This window comes from Pseudohongiella nitratireducens (assembly GCF_001642735.1).
Taxonomy (GTDB): domain Bacteria; phylum Pseudomonadota; class Gammaproteobacteria; order Pseudomonadales; family Pseudohongiellaceae; genus Pseudohongiella; species Pseudohongiella nitratireducens.
The window spans coordinates 60,794-83,631 of sequence record NZ_LWHM01000031.1 but is presented as its reverse complement, the minus strand read 5'-3'; the positions used below and the strand labels follow the sequence as shown (position 1 = coordinate 83,631).

The following is a 22,838-nucleotide window of genomic DNA, read 5'->3' as shown; positions in this document are numbered from 1 at the left end:
TGTGATCTGTATAATCGCGTTTTTGGAGATAGGTGAAAAACTTATGTTACGCATAGCTGAAGAAGCGCTGACATTTGATGATGTTCTGCTTCTCCCCGCCCACTCGTCCGTTCTCCCCAAGTCAGTCAGTCTGAAAACACGATTGACTCGAGATATTACGCTGAATATTCCGCTGATGTCTGCTGCCATGGATACTGTGACAGAGGCTCGCCTGGCTATTGCCATGGCGCAGGAAGGTGGCATCGGGGTGATCCACAAGAACATGACCATCGAAAAGCAGGCGCGTGAAGTTCGTCTGGTGAAGAAGTATGAAAGCGGTGTGGTCAAGGATCCGATTACGATTGCACCTGACGCCAGCATTAATGACCTGATTGCCCTGATGCGGGAAAATGACATTTCCGGTATGCCGGTCGTCAATGGTGCGCAACTGGTCGGTATTGTGACCAGTCGTGATGTCCGCTTCGAGAGTAATTTTGAGGCCCGTGTTGATAGCATCATGACCCCGAAAGATCGTCTGGTAACGGTATCAGAAGATGCCAGCCACGATCAGATCAAGAATCTGCTGCATCAACATCGTATTGAGAAGATCCTGGTGGTCAACGACGCCTTTGAACTGCGTGGTCTGATTACCCTGAAGGATATTCGTAAGTCAGAAGATTACCCGAATGCCTCAAAAGACCAGCAAGGTCGACTGCGTGTTGCCGCAGCGGTGGGCACCAGCGCAGATACCGAAGATCGTGTTCACGCACTGGTGGAAGCCGGTGTGGATGTGATCGTGGTGGATACTGCACATGGCCACTCAGCTGGCGTGATCAACATGGTCAAACGCGTCAAAGGTCTGTATCCGGAACTGGCTGTGATTGGCGGCAATATTGCCACTGCCCAGGCGGCACGTGATCTGGCTGAGGCCGGTGCTGATGCCGTAAAAGTCGGTATTGGTCCTGGCTCTATCTGCACCACACGTATTGTGACTGGTGTGGGTGTCCCCCAGATTTCTGCCGTGTCCAATGTCGTGGATGCGCTCAAAGATACTGAAGTCTGTGTCATCTCCGATGGTGGTATTCGCTTCAGTGGCGATATTTCCAAAGTCGTCGCGGCGGGCGCTCATGTTGTCATGATCGGCAGTCTGCTGGCTGGTACGGAAGAAGCGCCAGGTGAAGTGGAACTGTTCCAGGGCCGTAGCTATAAAGCTTACCGTGGTATGGGTTCACTCGGTGCGATGTCGCAAAGCCAGGGTTCCAGCGATCGTTACTTCCAGGATGCCGATGCCGGTGTTGAAAAACTGGTGCCGGAAGGCATTGAAGGCCGCGTGCCTTACAAAGGTTCCATGTCCGCGATTGTCCACCAGTTAATGGGCGGTCTGCGTTCCAGCATGGGCTATACCGGTAGTGAAACCATCGACATCATGCGCACCAAGCCGGAATTTGTGAAAATCACGGCATCCGGCATGCAGGAAAGCCATGTCCATGACGTGAGCATAACCAAAGAAGCGCCTAACTACCGCGTGGGTTAAATTGCCACGCAGGTGAAAGTGTATGGCTGGCCTTCGGGCCAGCCCGGCTTCCCAGGATAACCCGCGGCAATCCGGTTGCCTGATGCTAGTTGCCTGATGTTAGCCGCCATAATTGTTACCTTCCCGATCAACCTGTCTAAACTCGAGACTTTCATTGATGACTCAGAATATCCACAGCCAGAAAATCCTCATTCTTGATTTTGGTTCCCAGTACACACAACTGATTGCGCGTCGTGTGCGTGAGCTTGGGGTTTACTGTGAGATCTGGGACTATCAGTGCTCGGAAGACGAAGTCCGCAATTTTTCCCCGGAAGGCATTATTTTTTCAGGCGGACCGGAAACGGCAACCCTGGAACATTCACCACGAGCGGAAGCCTGGTTATTTGAACTGGGTCTGCCATTGCTGGGTGTCTGTTACGGCATGCAGACCATGGCTGAGCAACTTGGCGGTAAAGTGGAAGCTTCCGACAAGTCAGAATTTGGCTATGCCGAAGTGAACCTGCCCAAACCGGGCGCTTTGTTTGACGGTATTGAAGATCGTATTCTCACGGATGGTCTGGCGCAACTGGATGTCTGGATGAGTCACGGTGACAAGGTGGTGAAACTGCCGCCGGATTTCGTGGTCACTGCAGAAACGGGCAGTGCACCGATTGCCGGCATGGCCAATGAAGAGAAGCGGTTTTACGGTGTACAGTTCCACCCGGAAGTCACTCACACCACACAAGGTAAACGCATACTGGAACGGTTTGTGCGTAATATCTGTGGCTGTGAAGCCCTGTGGACGTCTGCCAATATTATTGAAGATGCCATCAAGACGGTTCGTGAACAGGTCGGTGACGATCATGTTCTTTTAGGTCTGTCCGGTGGTGTCGATTCTTCGGTTGTTGCTGCACTGCTGCACCAGGCCATTGGTGATCAACTGACCTGTGTGTTTGTTGATAATGGCTTGCTACGCCTGAACGAAGGTGATCAGGTAATGGCTACCTTTGCAGAGAACATGGGTGTGAAAGTTATTCGCGTCAATGCCGAAGATAAATTCCTGGACCGGCTTGCCGGTGAGGATGATCCGGAAAAGAAACGCAAAATTATTGGTAACACCTTTATCGACGTTTTTGATGATGAAGCGTCCAAGATCGCAAATGTGAAATGGCTGGCGCAAGGCACCATTTATCCTGACGTTATCGAATCGGCCGGTTCACGTACCGGTAAAGCACACGTCATCAAGTCTCACCATAATGTCGGCGGCTTACCGGAAGACATGGCGCTGAAACTGGTTGAACCACTGCGTGAACTGTTCAAAGATGAAGTCCGCCAGATCGGTCTGGAACTCGGCCTGCCTTATGACATGGTCTATCGTCATCCATTCCCTGGCCCAGGCCTGGGTGTGCGCGTACTGGGTGAAGTGAAGAAAGAATACTGCGACATCTTGCGTCGTGCCGATGCCATCTTTATCGAAGAGCTGCACAAAGCTGACTGGTACCACAAAACCAGCCAGGCCTTTGCTGTCTTCCTGCCTGTGAAATCTGTGGGCGTAGTAGGCGATGGTCGTCGCTACTCCTGGGTGATCGGCATTCGTGCGGTTGAAACGATTGATTTCATGACCGCCCGCTGGGCGCATCTGCCCTACGAACTGCTTGAGACTGTCAGTAATCGCATTATTAATGAAATTACGGATGTGTCGCGGGTGACGTATGACGTGTCGTCCAAGCCACCTGCTACGATTGAGTGGGAGTGAAATAAGGTCTTTCTGAGTCTCTCCAGCGCTATGCTGGACAAGATGCCAAAGTTTATAGAACAACGGTAATGCTCACCGAGAGTGAGTAAATTCACTCCACGACTATGATCCGGATGACCTGGTGGAGCGCCTTGGCGCTGGAGTTCTCCCGTGAGGCGGTGAGCGTCGAGAAGGCAATCCACACAGCTTTGGCCGATGTAAAGAATGTAACCCCTTCGGCTCGACTGATCGAAGTTTCACCCGACCTTGTTGGTTTAACGGACATCGCTGACTTAGTAGGTGTCTCCCGTCAGGCAATGCGCAAACTCATGCTCACTCACCCGGAAACATTTCCTTTGCCGGTTCACGAAGGTAGTGCGTCGATCTGGCATTTGGCAGAAGATCATGCCTGGGCGGTCTGGAATCGTGCTTCATCTTTTTTGATGGTAAAACACGCCATAAATGCCAGCGCAATGCCGACTCCATAGAGAATGAATGGCCAGGCTACGGCAGTTTGCAGTGCTTCTGCAGATCCCATCCCTGCATAGCTGTATGAAGCACTGAGCACACCCATGACATGCGGTCCAAGTGCCAGTCCGATAAAAGTCATCAGCATTAAATACACGGCTGTGATCATGCCTCGCATGTGACTGGGTACGAGGTCAGTGACGGTGGCATAAGATGGCCCGAGGAAGATGGGTTTGAAGAAAACAAAGATGAAATACCAGATGTAGGTGGAGACAATATCGTCTGAGTACAGAAACATCAGTCCCGTTGGCACAGCACCGACCCCAGATACAATCCCCGCGATCATGCGGCCACTGACAAAGCGCTTGCGAAGTTTGTCAGCCAGCCAGCCTCCAAACGCCACGCCCATCAGGCCCGCCCCGGCGGCAGTCAGCCCCATCACCATGCCTACTTCAGAGTTGGAAACCTCAAAGGTGCGCTGTACGTGAGGAATGGCCCAGAAACCGGTGCCGTAAGTGACAAAACTCATGATCGGGAAGGCGAGTCCAACCAGTACCAGGGTCGGCGTACGGAACATGGTACGGAATACTTCAGGCAGTTTGATTGACATCGATTGTGCCCAGGTAAATGCACAATAAACACCTACCCCCAACGCTGACCATTGAATGATATTGCCTGGCAGCATGCGGTTTCCTGTCGCCGACTCTGCCCACAGGAAACAGGCATAAGCGACCAGAGCAATGATCAGAGCACCGAACAGGTTCACCGCAAAGACTTTGCCAGGCTGCACATTTTCCGAGTGTCGCTTGGAGAGGGACAGCAAAAGTGCCTGGGCAATGGTCAGCATTGTGTAAACCGCAATCGCCACCAGTGGCCAGGACAGCAAAGGAGCATTCATGTTGGTGAAGTAAACCAGTACCAATGCAACCGTCGCTAATGCCAGTGCCAGGCAGGCATTATATTTGAGCGCTTTGTTGCGTGCCTTGCCAGCCACGAGCGAAACAATGTTGATGCCCGGGAAGATGGCCAGTAATTCTGTAAAGGTTGTTTTAAACGGATGTGGGTGTAGCGGGGCAGGCTCCATGACCCCTTCACTCATGCCACGGATAGGCTCTTTGAGTGTGTTGACCCAAAACGCCATCAAAATGCCAGGAATACCCACCGCAAGAAAAGCGACCTGCCATCCGGCCAGGCCCAGAGGCGCCAGGCTCGGGTCGGGGTACCAGGCTTTCCAGGTATCAAGCACCGGACCGCCAATCATATAGGCGATGCCGCTGCCAATATAGATACCACTGGAGTACAGTGCCATGGCCGTGGCCCGTTTGGCCGGCTTGAAGTAGTCTGCAATCATGGAGTAGGCGGCAGGCCCGGCGCTGGCCTCGCCAACCCCGACACCGATACGAAAGGTCGACAGCATGCCAAAGTTGCGGGCAAAGCCAGATAAAGCCGTCATCAGGCTCCAGAAACCCAGGCCAGTGGCAATAACGCGTTTGCGAACCCAAAGATCAGACAGACGTCCCAGCGGGATCCCGAAAATGGCATAAAACACGGCGAAGGCCGTGCCGTAGAGAAAGCCGATCTCGGCATCAGATATGCCCAGATCCGCCTTAATATCGTTGGCCAGAATAGATAGGATCTGCCGGTCAATAAAGTTAAACATGTAGATAACGATCAACACCGTCAATACGTACTTGGCGTAGCCGCTATCCACGGTTGACGGGTCGGCATACATCCCGGTGTCTGTCCTGTTCCGGTTGCCGTTATCATCGTCAGTATGTGTTTGGGGTGCCACGTTCTTCTGGCTCATGGTGCTGCACTCTCCCTTGATGGTCTGATCCACAGGATTCACAAACGACTACATTGACTGCTTGAAATTTCTTTCGATTGAAGCACAGGTAGAGCGACCGTTCTATATAGATTGACTGAGATGAGGGAAAGTTGAGTTGAGTTGAAGTGCTTGTGCCATATCGTCCGGAAAGTTTGATCTAGTCGGTATTAAGTGTCAGATTACATTGTTATGCATACCGCTAAGAATTAGTATGAGGCTCTAGCAGTTTCCGATATGTCCGAAGTGACAAGGGATGGCAGAGGTATGCCCATAAGCGTAAATTGTGACACACCTGTTGCCTGGCACAGTTTATCTGAGTTGGAGGTGCTTCAGCAGTTATCGTCATCACCGACAGGGCTCAGCCAGGCGGAGGCCCAGCGCCGCTCTCAGGCTTTTGGCGCGAACCGCCTGCCAGATTCGGCCAGACAAACCCCGCTGCTGCGCTTCTTGCGGCAATTTCACAATATCCTGATTTATGTTTTGCTCGCTGCTGCTTTGATTACGGCATTTTTGAATCACTGGGTGGATATGGTGGTGATCCTCGCTGTTGTCATTGCCAATGCCGTTATCGGCATTATCCAGGAAGGTAAAGCTGATAAAGCCATGGAGTCTATCAAAGACATGCTGTCTCTCAAGGCAAATGTGCTGAGGGACGGAAAGCGCGTGACGATTGACGGCGAGTCGTTGGTACCAGGGGATATTGTCATACTTGAGCCAGGTGATAAGGTGCCAGCCGATTTGCGGCTGCTGGCAGCGCGTGGCGTCACTGCACAAGAGGCTATTCTGACCGGCGAATCAGTGCCTGTAGAAAAAGACACCCGGCAAGTGGCGGAGTCAGCTGCGCTGGGGGATCGGCGCTGTATGCTTTTTTCAGGTACTTTGGTTAGTACCGGGCAATGCAATGGTGTGGTGGTGGCAACGGGGGAGAATGCCGAAGTGGGGCGTATCAGCCAGTTGATTTCTTCTGTTGAAGTGATGACAACACCATTGTTGCGGCAAATGAACCAGTTTGCTAAATGGTTAACTGCATTGATACTTTTGGTTGCAGTACTATTGCTGGGGTTCGGGTATTTCGTCAATGACCATGATTTCACTGAAATATTTATGGTTGTGGTCGGGCTCTCTGTGGCAGCCATTCCGGAAGGATTGCCTGCTGTGCTCACCATTACAATGGCGATAGGTGTGCAAGCCATGGCAAAACGCAATGCCATAGTCAGACGTCTTCCTGCCATCGAAACCCTTGGCTCGGTTTCGGTCATCTGTACTGACAAGACAGGCACCCTGACACGAAATGAAATGATGGTCTCTTCGGTGATTACCGGGCAACATGTGTTTGGCCTGTCCGGAGAAGGTTATCGGCCCGCGGGGCTATTGACTGTGGGAGAAACCGAAGTGGATCCGGTTGAGCATCCTGTTCTGGAGGAACTGGCGCGTGCGGCAGCACTTTGTAATGATGCTCAGCTTCAGGAAAAAAATGCTGTCTGGTACAGTGAAGGTGATCCGATGGAAGGTGCTTTGCTGGCTTTCGCCGGCAAAATGGGGCTGTCGGTACCTTATGAGCAGGCCAACTGGCAGCGAACGGATGTGATTCCCTTTGATGCCCGCCATCGCTTTATGGCCACCTTAAATCATAATCACCAACACCAGGCATTTGTTTTCGTTAAAGGCGCCCCGGAACAGGTGCTGCTTATGTGCAGCCAGCAACAAAATGCCGATGGTAGCACGTCTGAATTGAATCCGGCTTACTGGACCTGCCAGTCAGAGAAGGTGGCGGCGATGGGGCAGCGGGTGCTGGCATTGGCTGTCCATCCTGAAAACGCTGGCAATACTGTGCTGGAGCAGGACAGTATTTCAGGCTCACTGATTCTGTTGGGTCTGGTTGGCATGATTGACCCACCGCGAACGGAAGCGATTCAAGCCGTCAGTGAATGTTACCAGGCCGGTATTGGCGTCAAGATGATTACCGGCGACCATGCTCAGACTGCGGCGGCGATTGGCCGGCAAGTTGGTCTTCAGAATCCAGGCAAGGTGTTGACGGGCACAGATATTGATAAACTAGATGATCTGGCGCTTAAGAATAAAGTCCTGCATTGCGATGTTTTTGCACGTGCCAGTCCTGAGCATAAGTTACGCCTTGTTAATGCGTTACAAGCTAATGGAATGACAGTCGCAATGACCGGTGACGGCGTAAATGATGCGCCTGCCCTGAAACGCGCTGATACAGGCATTGCCATGGGTAAAAAAGGCAGTGAGGCAGCAAAAGAAGCAGCGGACCTGGTGCTGGCCGATGATAATTTTGCATCAATTGTTGCTGCCGTGCGTGAAGGCAGGACTGTTTATGACAACATCAAAAAAATTATTACCTGGACTCTACCTACCAATGCGGGGGAGTCACTGGTGATCATTGTTGCCTTGCTTGCAGGAATGTCGCTGCCTGTCACTGCAATCCAGATACTGTGGATAAATCTGGTCACAGCAGCTTCTCTGGGAATTGCTCTAGCTTTTGAGCCCACAGAAGAGAACACCATGTCTCGTCCGCCCAGGGCGCGCAATGAGCCGCTGCTGAATGCTACCATGAGTTGGTATATTGTTATGATCGCCGTGCTGATTTTGTGTGGAGTCTACAGTATCTATTTCTATGCCATGGATCGTGGGTATTCTGAAGAGCTAGCGCGAACGTTGGTGGTTAATACCATAGTTGCCATGGAAATATTCCTGCTGTTTTTTGTCCGCAATATCTACACGACATCGCTTAACTGGCAAGCAGTCCAGGGCACAAAAGTGATCTGGCTGGTAGTGATCAGTGTCACTGCCGTGCAGTTTGCATTTACGTATTTGCCTCCTTTGCAGTATGTTTTCGGTACACGGCCGGTCTCCTTCTGGGACGGGGTGCTTGTCTTCAGTATAGGTGCAATTGTATTTGTCATCTGTGAGCTGGAGAAACAGTTGCGTCTATTGCTTGGTCGAACCTCGCATACGTTGACCAGGAATGGCAGCCCATGAAAATACTGGTGTTTAATGCTGGCAGCTCAAGCGTAAAGTTCGGTATTTTTGATACCCGTATTGATGACCCCCGGGTTGTGAAAGCAGAGTTTGAACATTTCCTGGATGGGTACTGTGATTTGCATTTTCAACTCGGGGGAGAACAGGGAGAAACCCTGCATCATCGTGTCAAAGTTACTGACGTAGAGCATGCGATTGAAAATATACCCAACCTGTTGGAGCAGTGGGGGTATGATGATTTCGATGCTATTGGGCATCGGGTTGTTCATGGCGGAACACTGTTAACCGCAGCAGTTCGTATAGATAATAAAACACTGTCATTGATAGAAGATGCTACACCACTGGCTCCGCTACATAATCCGGCCAATTTGAGTGGCATCTATATCAGCCAGGAAATCTGGCCAGATAAACCCCAGGTTGCGGTATTTGATACATCATTCCACAAGACAATTCCCGAAGAAGCCTATAGCTACGCCATCCCGAAGTCATGGCGTCAACTGGGGGTTAGGCGATATGGTTTTCATGGTACTTCACACCATTATGTCGCATTGCGTGTAGCAGATGCGTTACAGACTCCGCTCTCGGATCTGCGAATTATCAGTTGTCATTTGGGTAATGGTGCGAGTGTTTGTGCGATTAACCATGGCGTATCAGTCGATACCTCAATGGGTATGACACCACTGGAAGGTCTGGTGATGGGAACTCGCTCGGGTGATGTTGACCCTGGTTTATTCAGCTTTTTGTCGCGCCACTCAGGGATGTCCATCGAAGAGATAGAGCGTCAGCTCTATCACAACAGCGGACTAAAGGCCCTGGGTGGAAGTTCAGATTTGCGAAATATCGAACAACAAGCAGCAGAGGGAAGTAGTGATGCGCAATTGGCGATTAATGTTTATGCCTACCGGGTAAGAAAGTATCTGGGTGCTTATTCAGCAGTGATGGGAGGGGTGGATGTGGTCGTCTTTACCGGCGGGATCGGTGAAAATTCCGCTACCATGCGTCAGCGTATTTGTGACCAATTACATTTTTTGGGACTGTCACTGGATGTCAATAAAAACAGCTCGCTGCAGTTGAGCGCTTTTGATTCCCAACTGATCAATCATGAAATTTCCAGAATCAAGGTGATCGTTACACGGACCAGTGAGCAATGGATGATCGCTAAAGAAGTACAACAACATCTGGAATCTGCCCGATTACAGGAAAATAAAGATAACTGTGTCATTCCGGTGGCTGTTTCAGCCCGCCATGTTCACCTCTCCCGGCACGCAGTCGAGCTACTGTTTGGTAAGGGCTACCAGCTGAATGTGCTTCGAACCCTCAGACAGCCTGGCTCGTGGGCAGCCCTGGAAACCGTTGAACTGATTGGTCCGAGGGGTATCATTTCTAACGTGCGGATTCTGGGCCCTGAGCGTGAGCAGACACAGATTGAGGTGTCGAGAACTGACACTTTCACATTAGGCATTGAGGCACCAGTGCGTGCTTCAGGTAAACTCGATAACACGCCACCGATACGACTGCGTGGTCCTTGTGGCGAGTTGGTAACTCGAGGAATGATTGTTGCTGCCCGTCACATTCATATGCACAGTGATGATGCCCTTGCATGGGGGCTGAATGATGGCGATCTTGTCGATGTAGAGCTGGGTGAAGGGGAGCGGCGGACCTTGTTTGCCAATACCAAAGTACGGGTGAATGGAAATTTTCTTACTGAAATGCACATTGATACAGACGAAGCTAATGCTGCGGGTATCACTTTTTCGACAAAAGGACACCTGGTAAACAAACAATCGGACAGTATCGTTACTATCGTTAACAAGAAGCAACAAACATTGAAATGAAACGTGGACAGATAGGCAGACTGACAATGTAAAAGTCACAAAATAGATTAGTTGATAATCACATATCGGAGTAACTTTCGCTGACAGACGGAGATACCTATGAACAACGCTGTAGATACTGATACCAGGCTAGAGGCGAGTGTTATACCGGAGAATGAGCTGCAAGCACTGGATGCTTATTGGCGTGCCTGTAATTATTTGGCAGCTGGCATGATTTATCTGCAGGACAATCCGCTGCTGCAGGAGCCTTTACAGGTCAAGCATTTGAAAAAGCGCTTGCTTGGCCATTGGGGGGCAAGCCCGGGGCTGTCATTTATGTATGTGCATATGAACCGGCTAATCAATCGCGATGACCTGAATGCGATTTTTCTGGCTGGTCCAGGGCATGGGGCGCCAGGGGTTATCGCACCGGTTTACCTTGAAGGAATGTACTCGGAAGTATATCCCGATGTCAGCCAGGACGCACTCGGTATAAAGCACCTGTTCAGACAGTTCTCCTTTCCTGGCGGCATCGGGAGCCATTGTACACCTGAGTTACCCGGGTCCATTCATGAGGGGGGCGAACTGGGCTACAGTCTTTCTCATGCCACCGGAGCCATTTTTGACAACCCCGATCTCATCAGTGTTGTCGCGATCGGTGATGGTGAAGCTGAAACGGGGCCTTTGGCCACTTCCTGGCATTCTGGCAAATTTATCAATCCCATACGGGACGGGGCTGTGCTGCCCATACTGCACCTCAATGGCTACAAGATAAACAACCCTACTTTATTATCGCGGATACCGCATGATGAACTGGAAGCACTGTTTATCGGCTATGGATGGAAGCCTTGCTTTGTCGAGGGCGATGATCCCATGATCATGCATCAGAAGATGGCTGCTGCGATGGAAAGCTGTATTGCTGATATCAAGCGTCTGCAGAAACAGGCACGCCAATCCGGTCAGGCAAAACGTCAGATCTGGCCAATGATTGTCTTGCGTTCCCCCAAAGGGTGGACAGGGCCGGACTTTGTAGATGGCAATAAAGTGGCAGGTTACTGGCGGGCACACCAGGTACCACTGACTGAAGTCCATGATAATCCCGAGCACCTGACGTTACTGGAGCAGTGGTTGCGCAGTTACCGTCCAGAAGAGTTGTTTGACCAGGAAGGTCGCTTGTCACCATCATTACAGGCATTGGCACCGCAAGGGTATCGGCGCATGAGTGCCAATCTGCATGCCAATGGCGGCATGGTGAAACGCAATTTGCGTTTGCCGGATTTTCGTGACTATGCTGCCAGGGTTGGTAGTCCGGCAACCAGCAGTGCGATGAATACTCGTCCTTTGGGGGCTTTTTTGCGCGATATCATGCAAATGAACAATAGCAACTTCCGTGTGTTTGGTCCTGATGAAAATACGTCCAATAAACTGGATGCGATTTATGAAGTCAGTAAAAAATTATGGTTGGAGGATTACCTGCCAGAAGATGACAATGGCGGGGAGTTAAGTCCGGACGGACGAGTCCTTGAGATGTTATCGGAGCATACCTTGCAGGGGTGGCTGGAAGGCTATCTTCTGACAGGCAGGCACGGTTTCTTTGCCACCTATGAGGCGTTTGTGCATGTGATTGATTCCATGTTCAATCAGCATGCCAAGTGGCTTGCCATTGCTGAAAAACTGTCTTGGCGCGCTCCGATTGCTTCGATTAACTACCTGATTACCTCGACTGTCTGGCGACAGGATCATAATGGCTTTACACATCAGGACCCCGGGTTTCTGGATCTGGTAGTGAATAAAAGCCCTTCGGTAACTCGCATTTATCTGCCCCCCGATGTCAATTGCCTGCTTTCCACAGCGGACCACTGTTTGCGAAGCCAGAATGATATAAATGTCATAGTCTGCGACAAGCAGTCTCATATTCAGTATCTGGATATGGACAGCGCCATTGCGCATTGTATTAAAGGTTTGGGGATCTGGCCCTGGGCCAGCAACGATGAAGGCGAGGAGCCTGATGTGGTCATGGTGGGGTGTGGCGATATTCCGACCAAAGAAGCATTGGCTGCTACTGCCTTGTTGCGTGACGCGTTTCCGACGTTAAAAATCCGCTTTATCAACGTGGTTGATCTGTTTCGGCTGACTCCGGAAAGCGAGCACCCCCATGGACTCTCCGATCGGGATTTTGACAGCTTGTTTACCACGGACAAACCAATCATTTTTAATTTTCATGGTTACCCGTGGCTAATCCACCGTCTGGCATACCGTCGCAATAATCACCCCAATTTACACGTCCGGGGGTATGTCGAGCACGGCAATATTAATACACCGCTCGAATTGGCTATCGCTAATTGTATTGACCGTTTCAGTCTGGCAATTGATGTCATCAACTGGGTGCCCGGGTTAAAAGTCAGAGGTGCTCACGCCAAGCAGGATTTTCGGGATCAGCAAATAGCCTGCTTGCAGTATGCGCATCAACATGGTGTTGATGCGCCGGAAATTAATCAGTGGCAATGGCCGTTTGCGCCGGTTACTGATTAATAATTTGCTATTTTAAGATAAGGAAACATTATGGCACAGCTCACTTTTTACGGTGCAGTCGAAGGGGTCACGGGTTCTTTGTATCTGTTACAGACTGATAAGGCGACGTTATTGTTGGAGTGCGGGCTGTTTCAGGGGCGGCGTGAGGAAGAGGATGCTAACGAAAAGCCTTTACCATTCGAAACCTCGACCATTGATGCCGTGGTTTTGTCCCATGCCCATCTCGATCACTCCGGGCGCCTGCCTTTGCTGGTAAAGTCCGGCTACAGTGGCCCCATTTACATGACCCGAGCTTCCTCTGATTTGATTGAGATACTGCTAAAAGATGCGGCGTCACTACAGGAGCGTGATGTTGAATGGGAAAACAAGCGACGTCGCCGTGCGGGAAAACAGGAAATTGAGCCCCTGTATAGACTGGAAGATGTTGAAGCTACGCTGGATTACTGCCAGGGGCTGAGATACCACCAGCGCACTAATATTGCCGATGGTGTTGATATTCGTTTTCTGGATGCCGGTCATATTCTGGGGTCGGCCATTGTCGAACTCTATATCAACGAGCGGGGGGTGGAGAAAAAACTGGTTTTTTCTGGTGACCTGGGTAATTGTCAGGCAGCCTTGCTACGGGACCCTGAAGTAGTGGAAGAAGCGGACATCCTGTTGCTGGAATCAACGTATGGTGACCGTGATCACCGTTCGATGGAAGACACGTTACAGGAGTTTGAGGACGTTATTGAAGAAGCCTCGGCAAACGGGGGGAATATTCTCATACCATCTTTTGCTGTCGGCAGAACACAGGAAATCCTGTTTCGCCTTGGCGAGCTGTATCAGGCAGGCAAGCTGCGCCACCAGGCCGTTTATCTGGACAGCCCAATGGCAATAGCGGTAACCGAGATTTATCATCGCTATCAGGATATCTATAATGAAGAAGATAAAGCTGTCATCGATGCAACGTCTTCAACTTCACGTGCCAATCAAAAAAGTCTACATACGTTCCTTCCAGTGCTGCGTTACTCTACCACGACAGAAGAGTCGATTGCCCTGAACAAACTTGAAAGTGGTGCAATTATTATCGCTGGCAGTGGCATGTGTAATGGCGGACGAATCAGGCACCACTTGAAACACAATCTTTGGCGAAGACAGTCTCATGTGATTTTTGTCGGTTTCCAGGCGATGGGTACACCAGGGCGTGCCTTGGTCGACGGCGCCGAATACTTCAAAATTGGCGGAGATGAAATTGCGGTCAGGGCGGCCATTCACACGATGGGAGGATTTTCTGCCCATTCCAGTCGAACACAGCTTATTGAATGGTTAGGCTATTTTCAGGGAGAAAAGCCCAGGTTGTTTCTAGTACATGGGGAAGAAAAAGCCAAATTGACATTATCAGAAGCGGTCAAGGAAATAGGATGGCATCCTGAAATACCACACCTGGGTCAAAAAATCACATTTTAGTCGCCAGGCTCAACTACTCCTTTATAAGAAGTGATCATGGAAAATATTCATATTCTGATGGCAGGCCTTACTGCCATTATCCTTTTTGTATTCGGGTTACAGAATTTTTCCCAAGAAATTGAGCATATTGCGGGTGAGCGTTTTCGACGGATCATTGGAAAATTGACCAGGAAGCCGGTGGCAGGTGTGTTAATCGGAGCGCTGGTAACAGCGATTATACAGTCAAGTTCAGCAACATCCGTGATTACGATCAGCCTGGTGAATGCAGGTGTCCTGTCCTTTAAAAATAGTGTGGGTATTGTTTTTGGCACAAATATTGGTACTACCATCACCGCACAATTAGTGGCATTTAAGCTTACTTCTTTTGCTCCCATTATTATCATTTCTGGCTTTGTTTTGTCACTGCTGCACTCCAGGTTAGCAGTGTTTGGTAAGGCAATTTTCTACTTTGGCTTTGTTTTCTTTACGCTCAATCTGATCTCCTCATCCTTGCAGCCATTGCAAAACAATCCCTGGCTTGTAGAGGTGCTGAGCACTCCTCAGAATCCATTGTTGGCGTTATTAATCGGCTGCCTGTTTACGGCATTAGTGCAATCCAGCTCTGTCACGACCGGGTTGGCGATTATTTTTACCCAACAGGGTATTCTGGGTTTGGAAAATGCCGTGCCATTGATCATGGGTGCCAACGTTGGCACAACAGTGACAGCGCTTATTGCCATGATCAGTGCGGATGCTGCAGCTAAAAAAACGGCATTCAGTCATCTGATGTTTAACTTTGGTGGTGTGTTGATCTTCTTGCCAATATTGTTGTTGTTCGGTCATCGCCTTTCGATTGTATCTGTCGAGCCGGCGAAGTTTCTTGCCACATTACATCTGGTTTTTAACGTTGTCACGACAATCCTGTTTCTCATTTTTATCAACCCTTTTACCCGTATGGTTGATGCGTTACTGGGAGAAGGAAAGATGGATTTCCAACGACTGAGTTTGCCGACATACTCGGAAAGTGATGAGTTTGACCATATCAAAATGGAGCTTGGCGAGCAGGCAAACGGGTTGCTGAAATTTTTGCAAGAAAACTACAGCCAGGTGGCTCTGAGTCTGGAGACAAATTACCGGGGAATCTATGAGTCATCTGGAAAGCGCATTGAATATATTGATTTTTTTTAAAAAAGAATATCTCAGCTATTTTGCCAAGGTCGTTTCATCGATACAGGACGAGCATCAATCCCGTGAACTGATGCATATCATTAACCGTTATGATTATCTGTTTCAGATCCACGATTCAATCAAGGATATCTACAACACCAAAAAAATGTTGTCAGCGCACTATCTTGAACCCAAAAGCGATATTCTGCTGATTATTCGTGAAATATCCAGTGGAATTTTGCAGATGTTTGATGTCATCGGAAAAAGCATGGAATCACAGGATGAAATGGACATTCATGGTTTTTCCGAGGCGTTGCAACTGGATATCAATCAAGGTAACCGCACGTTGTTAAAACTGTTAGCTGACCCTTTAAGAAAGGATGTTGGTGCTTTGACCAACTTCATTACTTATTCTCAGCGCCTTAAAGATAAACTGGTCAATTATGCCAAAGGTTTGCCGGTTGCCAGGTAGATCACTATAGGTGATTTCATATATGCACTGCCGCTTGTAATAAGAAAGCATTACGGGTCGATCTGTTCCCGAGTTGCCTGGTTGACAGCATGGATAAAGAAAGCCAGAAAGCGCGCCATGCGCTCCAGCCCTGGCATCGATACCGCTTCAATCACTTCACCGCTGGTATGGTACAGCGGTGGTGCCTGCATAGTGGTGATGATCGGTGCTCCCATAGAGCGATAGCCACCCCCTTCACCGCTGGCCATGATCGAGACATCCGACACGAAATTGGTGCCGTAACGATCCACACCTTCCACAAACAGGTTTTCCAGAAACGGTGCACTATTGGTGATACCTGCCACGATAGGGGCTTCGCCTGAATCAGCAATAAACTCACGATAGCCGTCAGCAAACTCGGAGCGTGCCGGTGAGAAATTGCGTTGGGCGACATGCTCGATATTGATTGCAAGTACGGCATTATCCGCCAATTCAGGGTTCATTCTGACAAAAGCTGAAGGGCCGTTAAGGCCGCGGGTATGATGGCCGGCACTGGCCACAAAAACCAGCGTGCGCGATGGGCGGTTTTCTGGTTTGGCAAAGTGTTTGGCCAGTGCGATTTGTACGGCCACACCGTCACCGTTATCGCCAGCGCCATCAAACCAGGCATCGGCATGAGCGTTGATGATGATGGTCTCATCACTGTTAGTACCCGGAATCACGCCGATGCCATTGATGGCACTGAGGTTGCGATAGGTTGCCGTTTCCAGGCTCAGTTCGACCTGCAATGGTTCTGTGACACCGTTCCCGGCGGCCGCATTTAGCGCTGCAGCCAGAAAATGACCATCACGGCCACCAATGTTAAAACAGGGCCCGCCGCAGTTATTGAAATCACGTGCCATTTCGTTTCCTGGCTGATCGACAATAATCAGCACTGCCAGCGCGCCGCGGGCAAACATGTCCCGCGTGCGTGGTACCGTCGTCGCTCATTCAAATACCAGGTGAGCTTGCGGAGTAATGTGCTGCACGGCGATTTTGCCGTTTACGTCGATGTGGGCCAGTTCTGCCGGGCTGCCGGTGCCGACATAGACCAGTTCACCGTTTAACTGGCCTCCAGGTAACTCTGATGGGGATAACGGGTGGGCCGTTTCCAGCACAATGTCCTGACTGCCGGAACCGAAGACATCATCGCCTTTCAGGCGAACCTCCCATGAGTGCGGTAACCAGAACCGGGCATCGGAGTCCTGATCAAAAGATTGGATCGCTGTTTGTTCAATGCCGACTTCCTGGTAGCGATTGACCATCCATTCTACTGTCCGCTCTGACGAGGGAAAGCCACTGATTCTTCCCCAGAGTTGACCGTTACCTATTTCCTGTTCGCTGCGGCTTTGCCGGGAGAATGCCACCACCTTTTCCAGGTCTTGCCAGATAATTTCGCCCTGGAGTTCAGTGTTGTCTTCCTCTCCAGCGGGAACCACCGCTGGTGTTGGGCCACGTTCTCCCACAATGGCGGGCAGGCGGTGCGCCTGGAATGCCGGGGGTAACGGCAGTCCAAACCAGGGCGCATCACTTTCTGACTGTGCATGTGACAGGTTTGCCCAGACGCTGGTTAGCAGCACCAGTGACAGGGTGCTAGCGGTTGCAGACAGGTGTTTACAGCGTGACAAGCCAGGTTGTGAATGTGTCATTGATGGGCTCCGGAACATGCATTTTCATTATTAGTTGTGGTCTTTATCCCTGTAAAACATGTCTCAGGTTTGATAGCTATCTGTTTGGACTTGGCCACCCTTCATCTATCGGTTTGCTGGGATCAGCCGTGATGTCCAGCATGGCACAGTGATGGTAGGTAAAACCCCCTTCGCGGAAGCCAGGGTGACCTTCCATAAATTGTACGACCTGGAGAAAACAGTCATCGCAATCAATATTCGGTATGGCGATCTCTGTCTCCAGCGGACCCGTGCGGCGTTCATAATTCTCCCAGAGCCCATCCAGTAATATCGGTGGTTGAGGGTTGGCGTCGATGGGGGCATGGCCAGAACGAGGACCGCGATCGGTCTCAACCATGGGGGCGACCGGATCACCGGGCAGCCAGTTCAGTCGCCTTGCCAGCGCAACGCGGTAGTGTCCGGGATGGTAAATCGTTTCTGTAATGGCCAGGCGCATCATGCTGCCGCCAGTAACCGCTGTCACATCGCCTGTGCGCGTGCCGCCGTCATCCAGGGTGCCGCCACAAGGCGCTATTTTCTGGGGGTCGCCGCGTTCATCTTCGACAATCCATGAGGCGGGGCTTTCCAGTTTGAAGTGAGCATGAGCTGCCAGGCTCAAGCCCATCCCTGCAGCTGCGATGAGTATCTGTAAACGTCTTTTTTGCATTGTCATACCTTTGCCTGTTTTGTATCAGATCATCTTATCTGCATGGATGAAAAACGCCAAATTCCATGAGATAGATGATAGTGCAGTGTCGTTGTAACACCTGTCTGATCCGGAGCTTGCTTATATCTTCTTTTAAACCCGTTGATAATGTAAATAACAACCATTATCATTTGTTGTCATTCATAGCCAGGTTGACTCCTTTTTGTCATTGCCCAGCCATTGATAACTATCAAGGTGCATAACAAATCAGGAGACCCCCATGAATACACGCTATTTGTCTGCCAGTACGCTCAGGACGCTGCCCCCGAAGCTGGCGCTGGCCCAGGCTATTGCCATGCTCATCGCAACCGGTGCTCATGCCCAGTCTGTGCAGGAGCTGGATCTGACCACCGTTGAGGCAGAAAGCATCGAACGTGATGCTGTCGTCGAAGTCATTACAGCCGATGACATCAATGCCGAGATGGTCGACAACTTTGAAGACCTGGTTCGCTTTATTCCTCATGTGAGTGTTTCCCGCGGTGATGATCGCTGGGGCGCCAGTGGTTTTAATATTCGTGGTCTCGATGAAGATCGTGTCGCCATCAATGTCGATGGTGTACCCCAGGGTGAAACGCTGAAGTACGAAGGTGGTCAAGCTTACGGTTATTTCAAAGGCTCCCGCAACGGGGTTGATATTGAAGCATTGAAAGCTGTCGAAATCGTCAAAGGGGCGGATGCTATCCTGTCCGGTAATGGATCATTGGCTGGTGCCGTGAACATGACCACCAAAGACCCGGCCGACTTTCTCACGGACCAGGGCAATGACAGTGGTTTTGCCGTTAAAACCGGATATACCGGGCTCAATGATGAGATGATGGCGTCATTCTCCGCTGCCAACCGCACCGGCAAACTTGAGTCCTTGCTGGTCTATACCCGCCGCGAAGGTCATGAGTTTGAAAATTACGACATGGACGGTCTGGATGTGGATGGCGCCGGTCGCGAGACTCCTGACCCGCAGGATAATCAGCTCGACAGCGCGCTGGTCAAATTTATATATGACCTGACCCCAAACAGTGAAATTGGTCTGGTTGGCAGCTATTATGAACGAAATGCCAACACCGACAACCGTTCCTTCAATGGTGGCTGGTACTCGGATCGGGTGGGTGATGATTTCAACGAAACCAAGCGCGTCGGCATCTTCTATAATCTGGACATGCAAACTGCGTTTTTTGATTCAGTTGTGACTGCCCTGAATGACCAGAATGTCCTTATGGAAGCCAATACGCACCAGGAAGTGAATATTCAGATTCCCGGTTTCCCTAACTTCAATACCAACGAAAGGCGCATTTCAACCCGAGCCTATGAACAGGACCTGTTACAGCTGACGGTGGATTTCAACAAGGCGGTAGCGGATCATTCTTTGGTATATGGGCTGGAAGTGCAGGATAAAGCGTTTAAGAATACGCAAATTCGTCAGTCCGATAACCTGCTTGATGACAGCGATGAGTGGGTGACCAGTAATATTGGCGCGTTGGTCCCTGCTTCAGAGGCCGATGTTTACACTTTATACGGTCTGGATACCTTTTATCTGGGCGATAATACCCAGATGCGTCTCGGCCTTCGGTATGACGATTACACCTATGATGCCGAAGCCGATGAAAACTTTTCGGACGACACAGCCACCCTGGGTGAAGTCAGCTTTGATGCTGTCACCTGGACGGTTGGTGTTGAGCAGGGACTGTCCAATACCTTAAGTCTTGAGGCAGGGGTGTCTACCGGTTTCCGTGCGCCAACTATTGAAGACATGTACAGCATCAGTGGTACCTTTGATGACTGGAACACGGTACCCAATGCTGACCTGGAAGCCGAGTACAGCACTAACTTCGATATCGCCCTGGTAGGTGAGTACGCGGCAGGCGATGTCCGAATAGGTGCGTTTCGCAGCAACTATGATGATTTCATAGACTACCAGACAGTTAATGGCACCAACACCAATACAGGTTTGCCTGATCCGGATGGGTACCTGGTGCCATTCAATAGCAATGATGTGGAAATGCAGGGCCTGGAATTCTCTGCCAATATCGACCTTAATGCGGCCATTGGGGCGGCCCAAGGTCTAACCATGAGTTTCTCTGCAGCCTACACAGACGGTGAGGAAGCCAATGGCGATCCGGTTTATTCGGTACAACCCCTGAATGCAGTCTGGCGCACAGGTTACACCAGCCCGACAGGCAAGTGGGGAGCGAGCCTTGTCACCACCTACAACGAAGGCAAGGCCAATGACGATTCCTACGATACCGATGCCACCGGCACCCGGATCTATCCTCTCTATCTGAGTAATACGGCCACGCTGTTCGACTTGATGGTATATGTCGACTTGCTGGAAAACCTGCGTTTGACCGCTGGCGCCTTTAACCTGACGGATAAGGAATATTACACCTGGGATAGTGTCCGTTTTATTGACCAGGGTGACTTGCGGCCCGGCATCGGTGTCACCGGGAATGGCATTCGCCGCTACAGTGAACCCGGCCGCAGCTTTGAAGTGAACCTGAACCTGACTTTCTGACGTTTCAGATAAAACTGATCATCATAACCAGCCAAACTGCCTTTGGTCACTTTGACCAAAGGCAGTTTTTTTGTGTAAAAGAGACTGAACCGAGATCATAGCTTGCCAAATGCTATAAAAATAACAGCCAAGTATGAGTTTTACAGGGAATAAATGGGCTACGTTCGTTTTATTGGCACCCATGCCGATTATGATGAAATAAATGTGGAGAGTATCTGATGGATATCAAGGCCATACACTCAGAAGTAGACTACGAGGCAGCTTTGTCGCGTATGAACGCAAGCATTTCCGTAAAATAACGAATGCGTGGGGTATACCGGCAGAACCGCTAATCCAGGAGTATGAAATTTCGCAGGGTTAAGGGTAAATGCTACCTTGTTTCGCTAGGTTTAGTATTATGAGTTCATATTGTTTTTGTTGCACGTAATCAGGAGCGAATCATGTCATCATTCAGCCGTCGCAGTTTACTTAAAGCCTTTGCAATAGGAGGCGCGACAGCTGCTGTCAGCCCGCTGGCCAGATTCGCCAGTGCCCAGGCGATGGAACGTGCCATGCCCACTGGCAAGCTGGCGAGCAATTTCCATATCCACAATGACATGCCCTGGGCCCTGGAAGCCAGGCGTTCGGCGCTGGGCCTGGCACCTATTACGCCGCAATCAGCTTTCTTTGTCCGCAATAACCTGCCTACGCCCGATGAGTCGATCATTGCCAATCGTGATGCCTGGTCGATCGAGGTGGCAGGTGTGGCCAACACAGGGCGAATCACACTGGCTGAATTAAAAACCTTGCCGGTTCGGATGGAGGCAGCAGTGCTGCAATGTTCCGGCAATGGCCGCGCCTATTTCCCGCATGAACCATCGGGTTCGCAATGGGCGACCGGGGCGGCTGGCTGTGCTATCTGGACGGGCGTGCGGGTCAGTGATGTGATTGAACACTTTGGGGGCGCAGCTGCGGATGAACTGGCTTTTCTGACCGCGACCGGCTCAGAAGAGTTACCTGACGGCGTTGATCCATCCCAGGTAGTAGTCGAGCGTTCCGTGCCCAAAGCAAAGGGTTTGCAGGACTGCATGCTGGTCTGGGAAATGAACGGGGCACCTCTGCCATTGGTGCATGGTGGCCCGGTACGGATGCTGGTGCCAGGGTATTTTGGTGTGAACAACGTGAAGTGGGTCAAGCGCATCGCATTAACGGAAGAAGAGTCGGGTGCTTCCATTCAGGTTTCCAGTTACCGTTTCCGTGATATCGGGGAGTCCGGCCGTCCGGAACACCCCTCCATGTACCGCATGCCGGTGAAGTCCTGGCTGAATGGTCCGGGCGCGGATGACATGCCGGTATTGAAAGGCCAGGCAACGCTCTATGGTGTAGCGTTCTCCGGGGAGCGTGGCATCGATAAGGTGGAAGTGTCTGTGGATGAGGGGCAGAACTGGCAGGAGGCCGAGCTGATTGGCCCTGACCTGGGACCCAATGCCTGGCGCAGTTTTATTCTGCCCATGGAACTGAGTGCCGGGCGGCACCGGTTTGTGTCCCGCGCGACGGATATTAGCGGTGATACACAATCGCGTGACGCCATACCTAATCATCGCGGCTATGGGCACAACGGCTGGTATGATCACGGCCTGGAAATCAATGTAGTGGATCAACTTCCGGCATCCATGACAGCAAACGCAACAGCTGCCGGATCAACACCCACTCCAGCAGCGGCAGCAGGAACTGCTGCCAGCTCATCATCCTCCTTGTCAGCCGAAGCAACGGCTGGGCGAGATATTTTCCTGACTCAGGTGCAACCCGGTTGCGGTGTCTGTCACACCCTGGCAGATGCCGGCACTGCTGGTGCCATCGGTCCCAATCTGGACACCTTGAAACCTTCAGTTGACCAGGTCATGAGAGCCGTGAGGCAGGGTGTTGGCGCCATGCCAGCGTTTGGTGCCCAGTTAAGTGAAACCGAGATGCGTGCACTGTCTGTTTATGTGGCAGAAGCCACGTCAGGATAAGGTTCAAGCGG

At 50.8% G+C, this 22,838-nt stretch carries 14 protein-coding genes and 1 pseudogene; 11 read left to right on the top strand and 4 right to left on the bottom strand.

All coding sequences use genetic code 11. The features are described from left to right. The first annotated feature begins 43 nt into the window (after positions 1-43). The 3 genes and pseudogenes from guaB to PSCS_RS16150 all read left to right on the top strand — a co-directional run. Positions 44-1,513 (top strand): IMP dehydrogenase, encoded by a 1,470-nt coding sequence (guaB, locus tag PSCS_RS10850; protein WP_068812273.1) that lies wholly within the window; start codon positions 44-46, stop codon positions 1,511-1,513. Between the two features lie 157 nt (positions 1,514-1,670). Beyond that, on the top strand, positions 1,671-3,248 hold the full coding sequence (gene guaA, locus PSCS_RS10845) for a glutamine-hydrolyzing GMP synthase (RefSeq protein ID WP_068812122.1): 1,578 nt from the start codon (positions 1,671-1,673) through the stop codon (positions 3,246-3,248). 131 nt (positions 3,249-3,379) lie between these two features. Further along, positions 3,380-3,640: pseudogene (locus PSCS_RS16150) on the top strand (DNA-binding protein); the annotation flags it as partial. Here PSCS_RS16150 and PSCS_RS10840 read toward each other — a convergent pair. Next, the gene (locus PSCS_RS10840) at positions 3,631-5,427 is read right to left on the bottom strand and encodes a spinster family MFS transporter (RefSeq protein WP_068812121.1); all 1,797 of its coding nucleotides are present in this window, start codon (positions 5,425-5,427) and stop codon (positions 3,631-3,633) included. The pseudogene PSCS_RS16150 and the gene PSCS_RS10840 sit on opposite strands and share 10 nt — an antisense overlap. 360 nt (positions 5,428-5,787) lie before the next feature. On the opposite strand from PSCS_RS10840, the gene PSCS_RS10835 reads away from it, so the two are divergent. The 6 genes from PSCS_RS10835 (at position 5,788) to PSCS_RS16145 (ending at position 15,939) form a co-directional block, all read left to right on the top strand. After that, complete coding sequence (locus PSCS_RS10835) at positions 5,788-8,526, top strand: cation-transporting P-type ATPase (protein WP_068812120.1); 2,739 nt, start codon at positions 5,788-5,790, stop codon at positions 8,524-8,526. Then, positions 8,523-10,361, top strand: a complete 1,839-nt coding sequence (locus tag PSCS_RS10830) for an acetate/propionate family kinase (protein ID WP_068812119.1) — start codon at positions 8,523-8,525, stop codon at positions 10,359-10,361. Before PSCS_RS10835 ends, PSCS_RS10830 begins: the two co-directional genes overlap by 4 nt. A gap of 99 nt (positions 10,362-10,460) precedes the next feature. Next, complete coding sequence (locus tag PSCS_RS10825) at positions 10,461-12,872, top strand: phosphoketolase family protein (RefSeq protein WP_068812118.1); 2,412 nt, start codon at positions 10,461-10,463, stop codon at positions 12,870-12,872. Positions 12,873-12,902: 30 nt separating this feature from the next. After that, positions 12,903-14,321 (top strand): MBL fold metallo-hydrolase RNA specificity domain-containing protein, encoded by a 1,419-nt coding sequence (locus PSCS_RS10820; protein WP_068812117.1) that lies wholly within the window; start codon positions 12,903-12,905, stop codon positions 14,319-14,321. Between the two features lie 36 nt (positions 14,322-14,357). Continuing rightward, positions 14,358-15,488 (top strand): Na/Pi cotransporter family protein, encoded by a 1,131-nt coding sequence (locus tag PSCS_RS10815; RefSeq protein WP_068812116.1) that lies wholly within the window; start codon positions 14,358-14,360, stop codon positions 15,486-15,488. Then, positions 15,466-15,939: a hypothetical protein gene (locus tag PSCS_RS16145; RefSeq protein ID WP_068893733.1), complete on the top strand. Its 474-nt coding sequence runs from the start codon at positions 15,466-15,468 to the stop codon at positions 15,937-15,939. Before PSCS_RS10815 ends, PSCS_RS16145 begins: the two co-directional genes overlap by 23 nt. 50 nt (positions 15,940-15,989) lie before the next feature. On the opposite strand, the gene PSCS_RS10805 is transcribed toward PSCS_RS16145, so the two are convergent. From PSCS_RS10805 to PSCS_RS10795, 3 genes are all read right to left on the bottom strand, one after another. After that, positions 15,990-16,877, bottom strand: coding sequence for a M28 family metallopeptidase (locus PSCS_RS10805; RefSeq protein WP_068812114.1), 888 nt, complete (start codon positions 16,875-16,877; stop codon positions 15,990-15,992). A gap of 27 nt (positions 16,878-16,904) precedes the next feature. Then, on the bottom strand, positions 16,905-17,606 hold the full coding sequence (locus tag PSCS_RS10800) for a protease-associated domain-containing protein (protein WP_068812113.1): 702 nt from the start codon (positions 17,604-17,606) through the stop codon (positions 16,905-16,907). A 76-nt stretch (positions 17,607-17,682) separates the two neighbouring features. Further along, entirely contained in the window at positions 17,683-18,291 is a 609-nt protein-coding gene (locus PSCS_RS10795) for an SCE4755 family polysaccharide monooxygenase-like protein (protein ID WP_157885695.1), read from the bottom strand. 259 nt (positions 18,292-18,550) lie between these two features. Between PSCS_RS10795 and PSCS_RS10790 the strand changes: the two genes are divergently transcribed. Both PSCS_RS10790 and sorU read left to right on the top strand, forming a co-directional pair. Continuing rightward, positions 18,551-20,836: a TonB-dependent hemoglobin/transferrin/lactoferrin family receptor gene (locus PSCS_RS10790; protein WP_082866340.1), complete on the top strand. Its 2,286-nt coding sequence runs from the start codon at positions 18,551-18,553 to the stop codon at positions 20,834-20,836. Positions 20,837-21,276: 440 nt separating this feature from the next. Beyond that, positions 21,277-22,827 carry a SorU family sulfite dehydrogenase c-type cytochrome subunit gene (gene sorU, locus PSCS_RS10785; protein WP_068812111.1) on the top strand — a complete coding sequence of 517 codons (1,551 nt, stop codon included), beginning with the start codon at positions 21,277-21,279 and terminating at the stop codon, positions 22,825-22,827. Positions 22,828-22,838 lie beyond the last annotated feature (11 nt).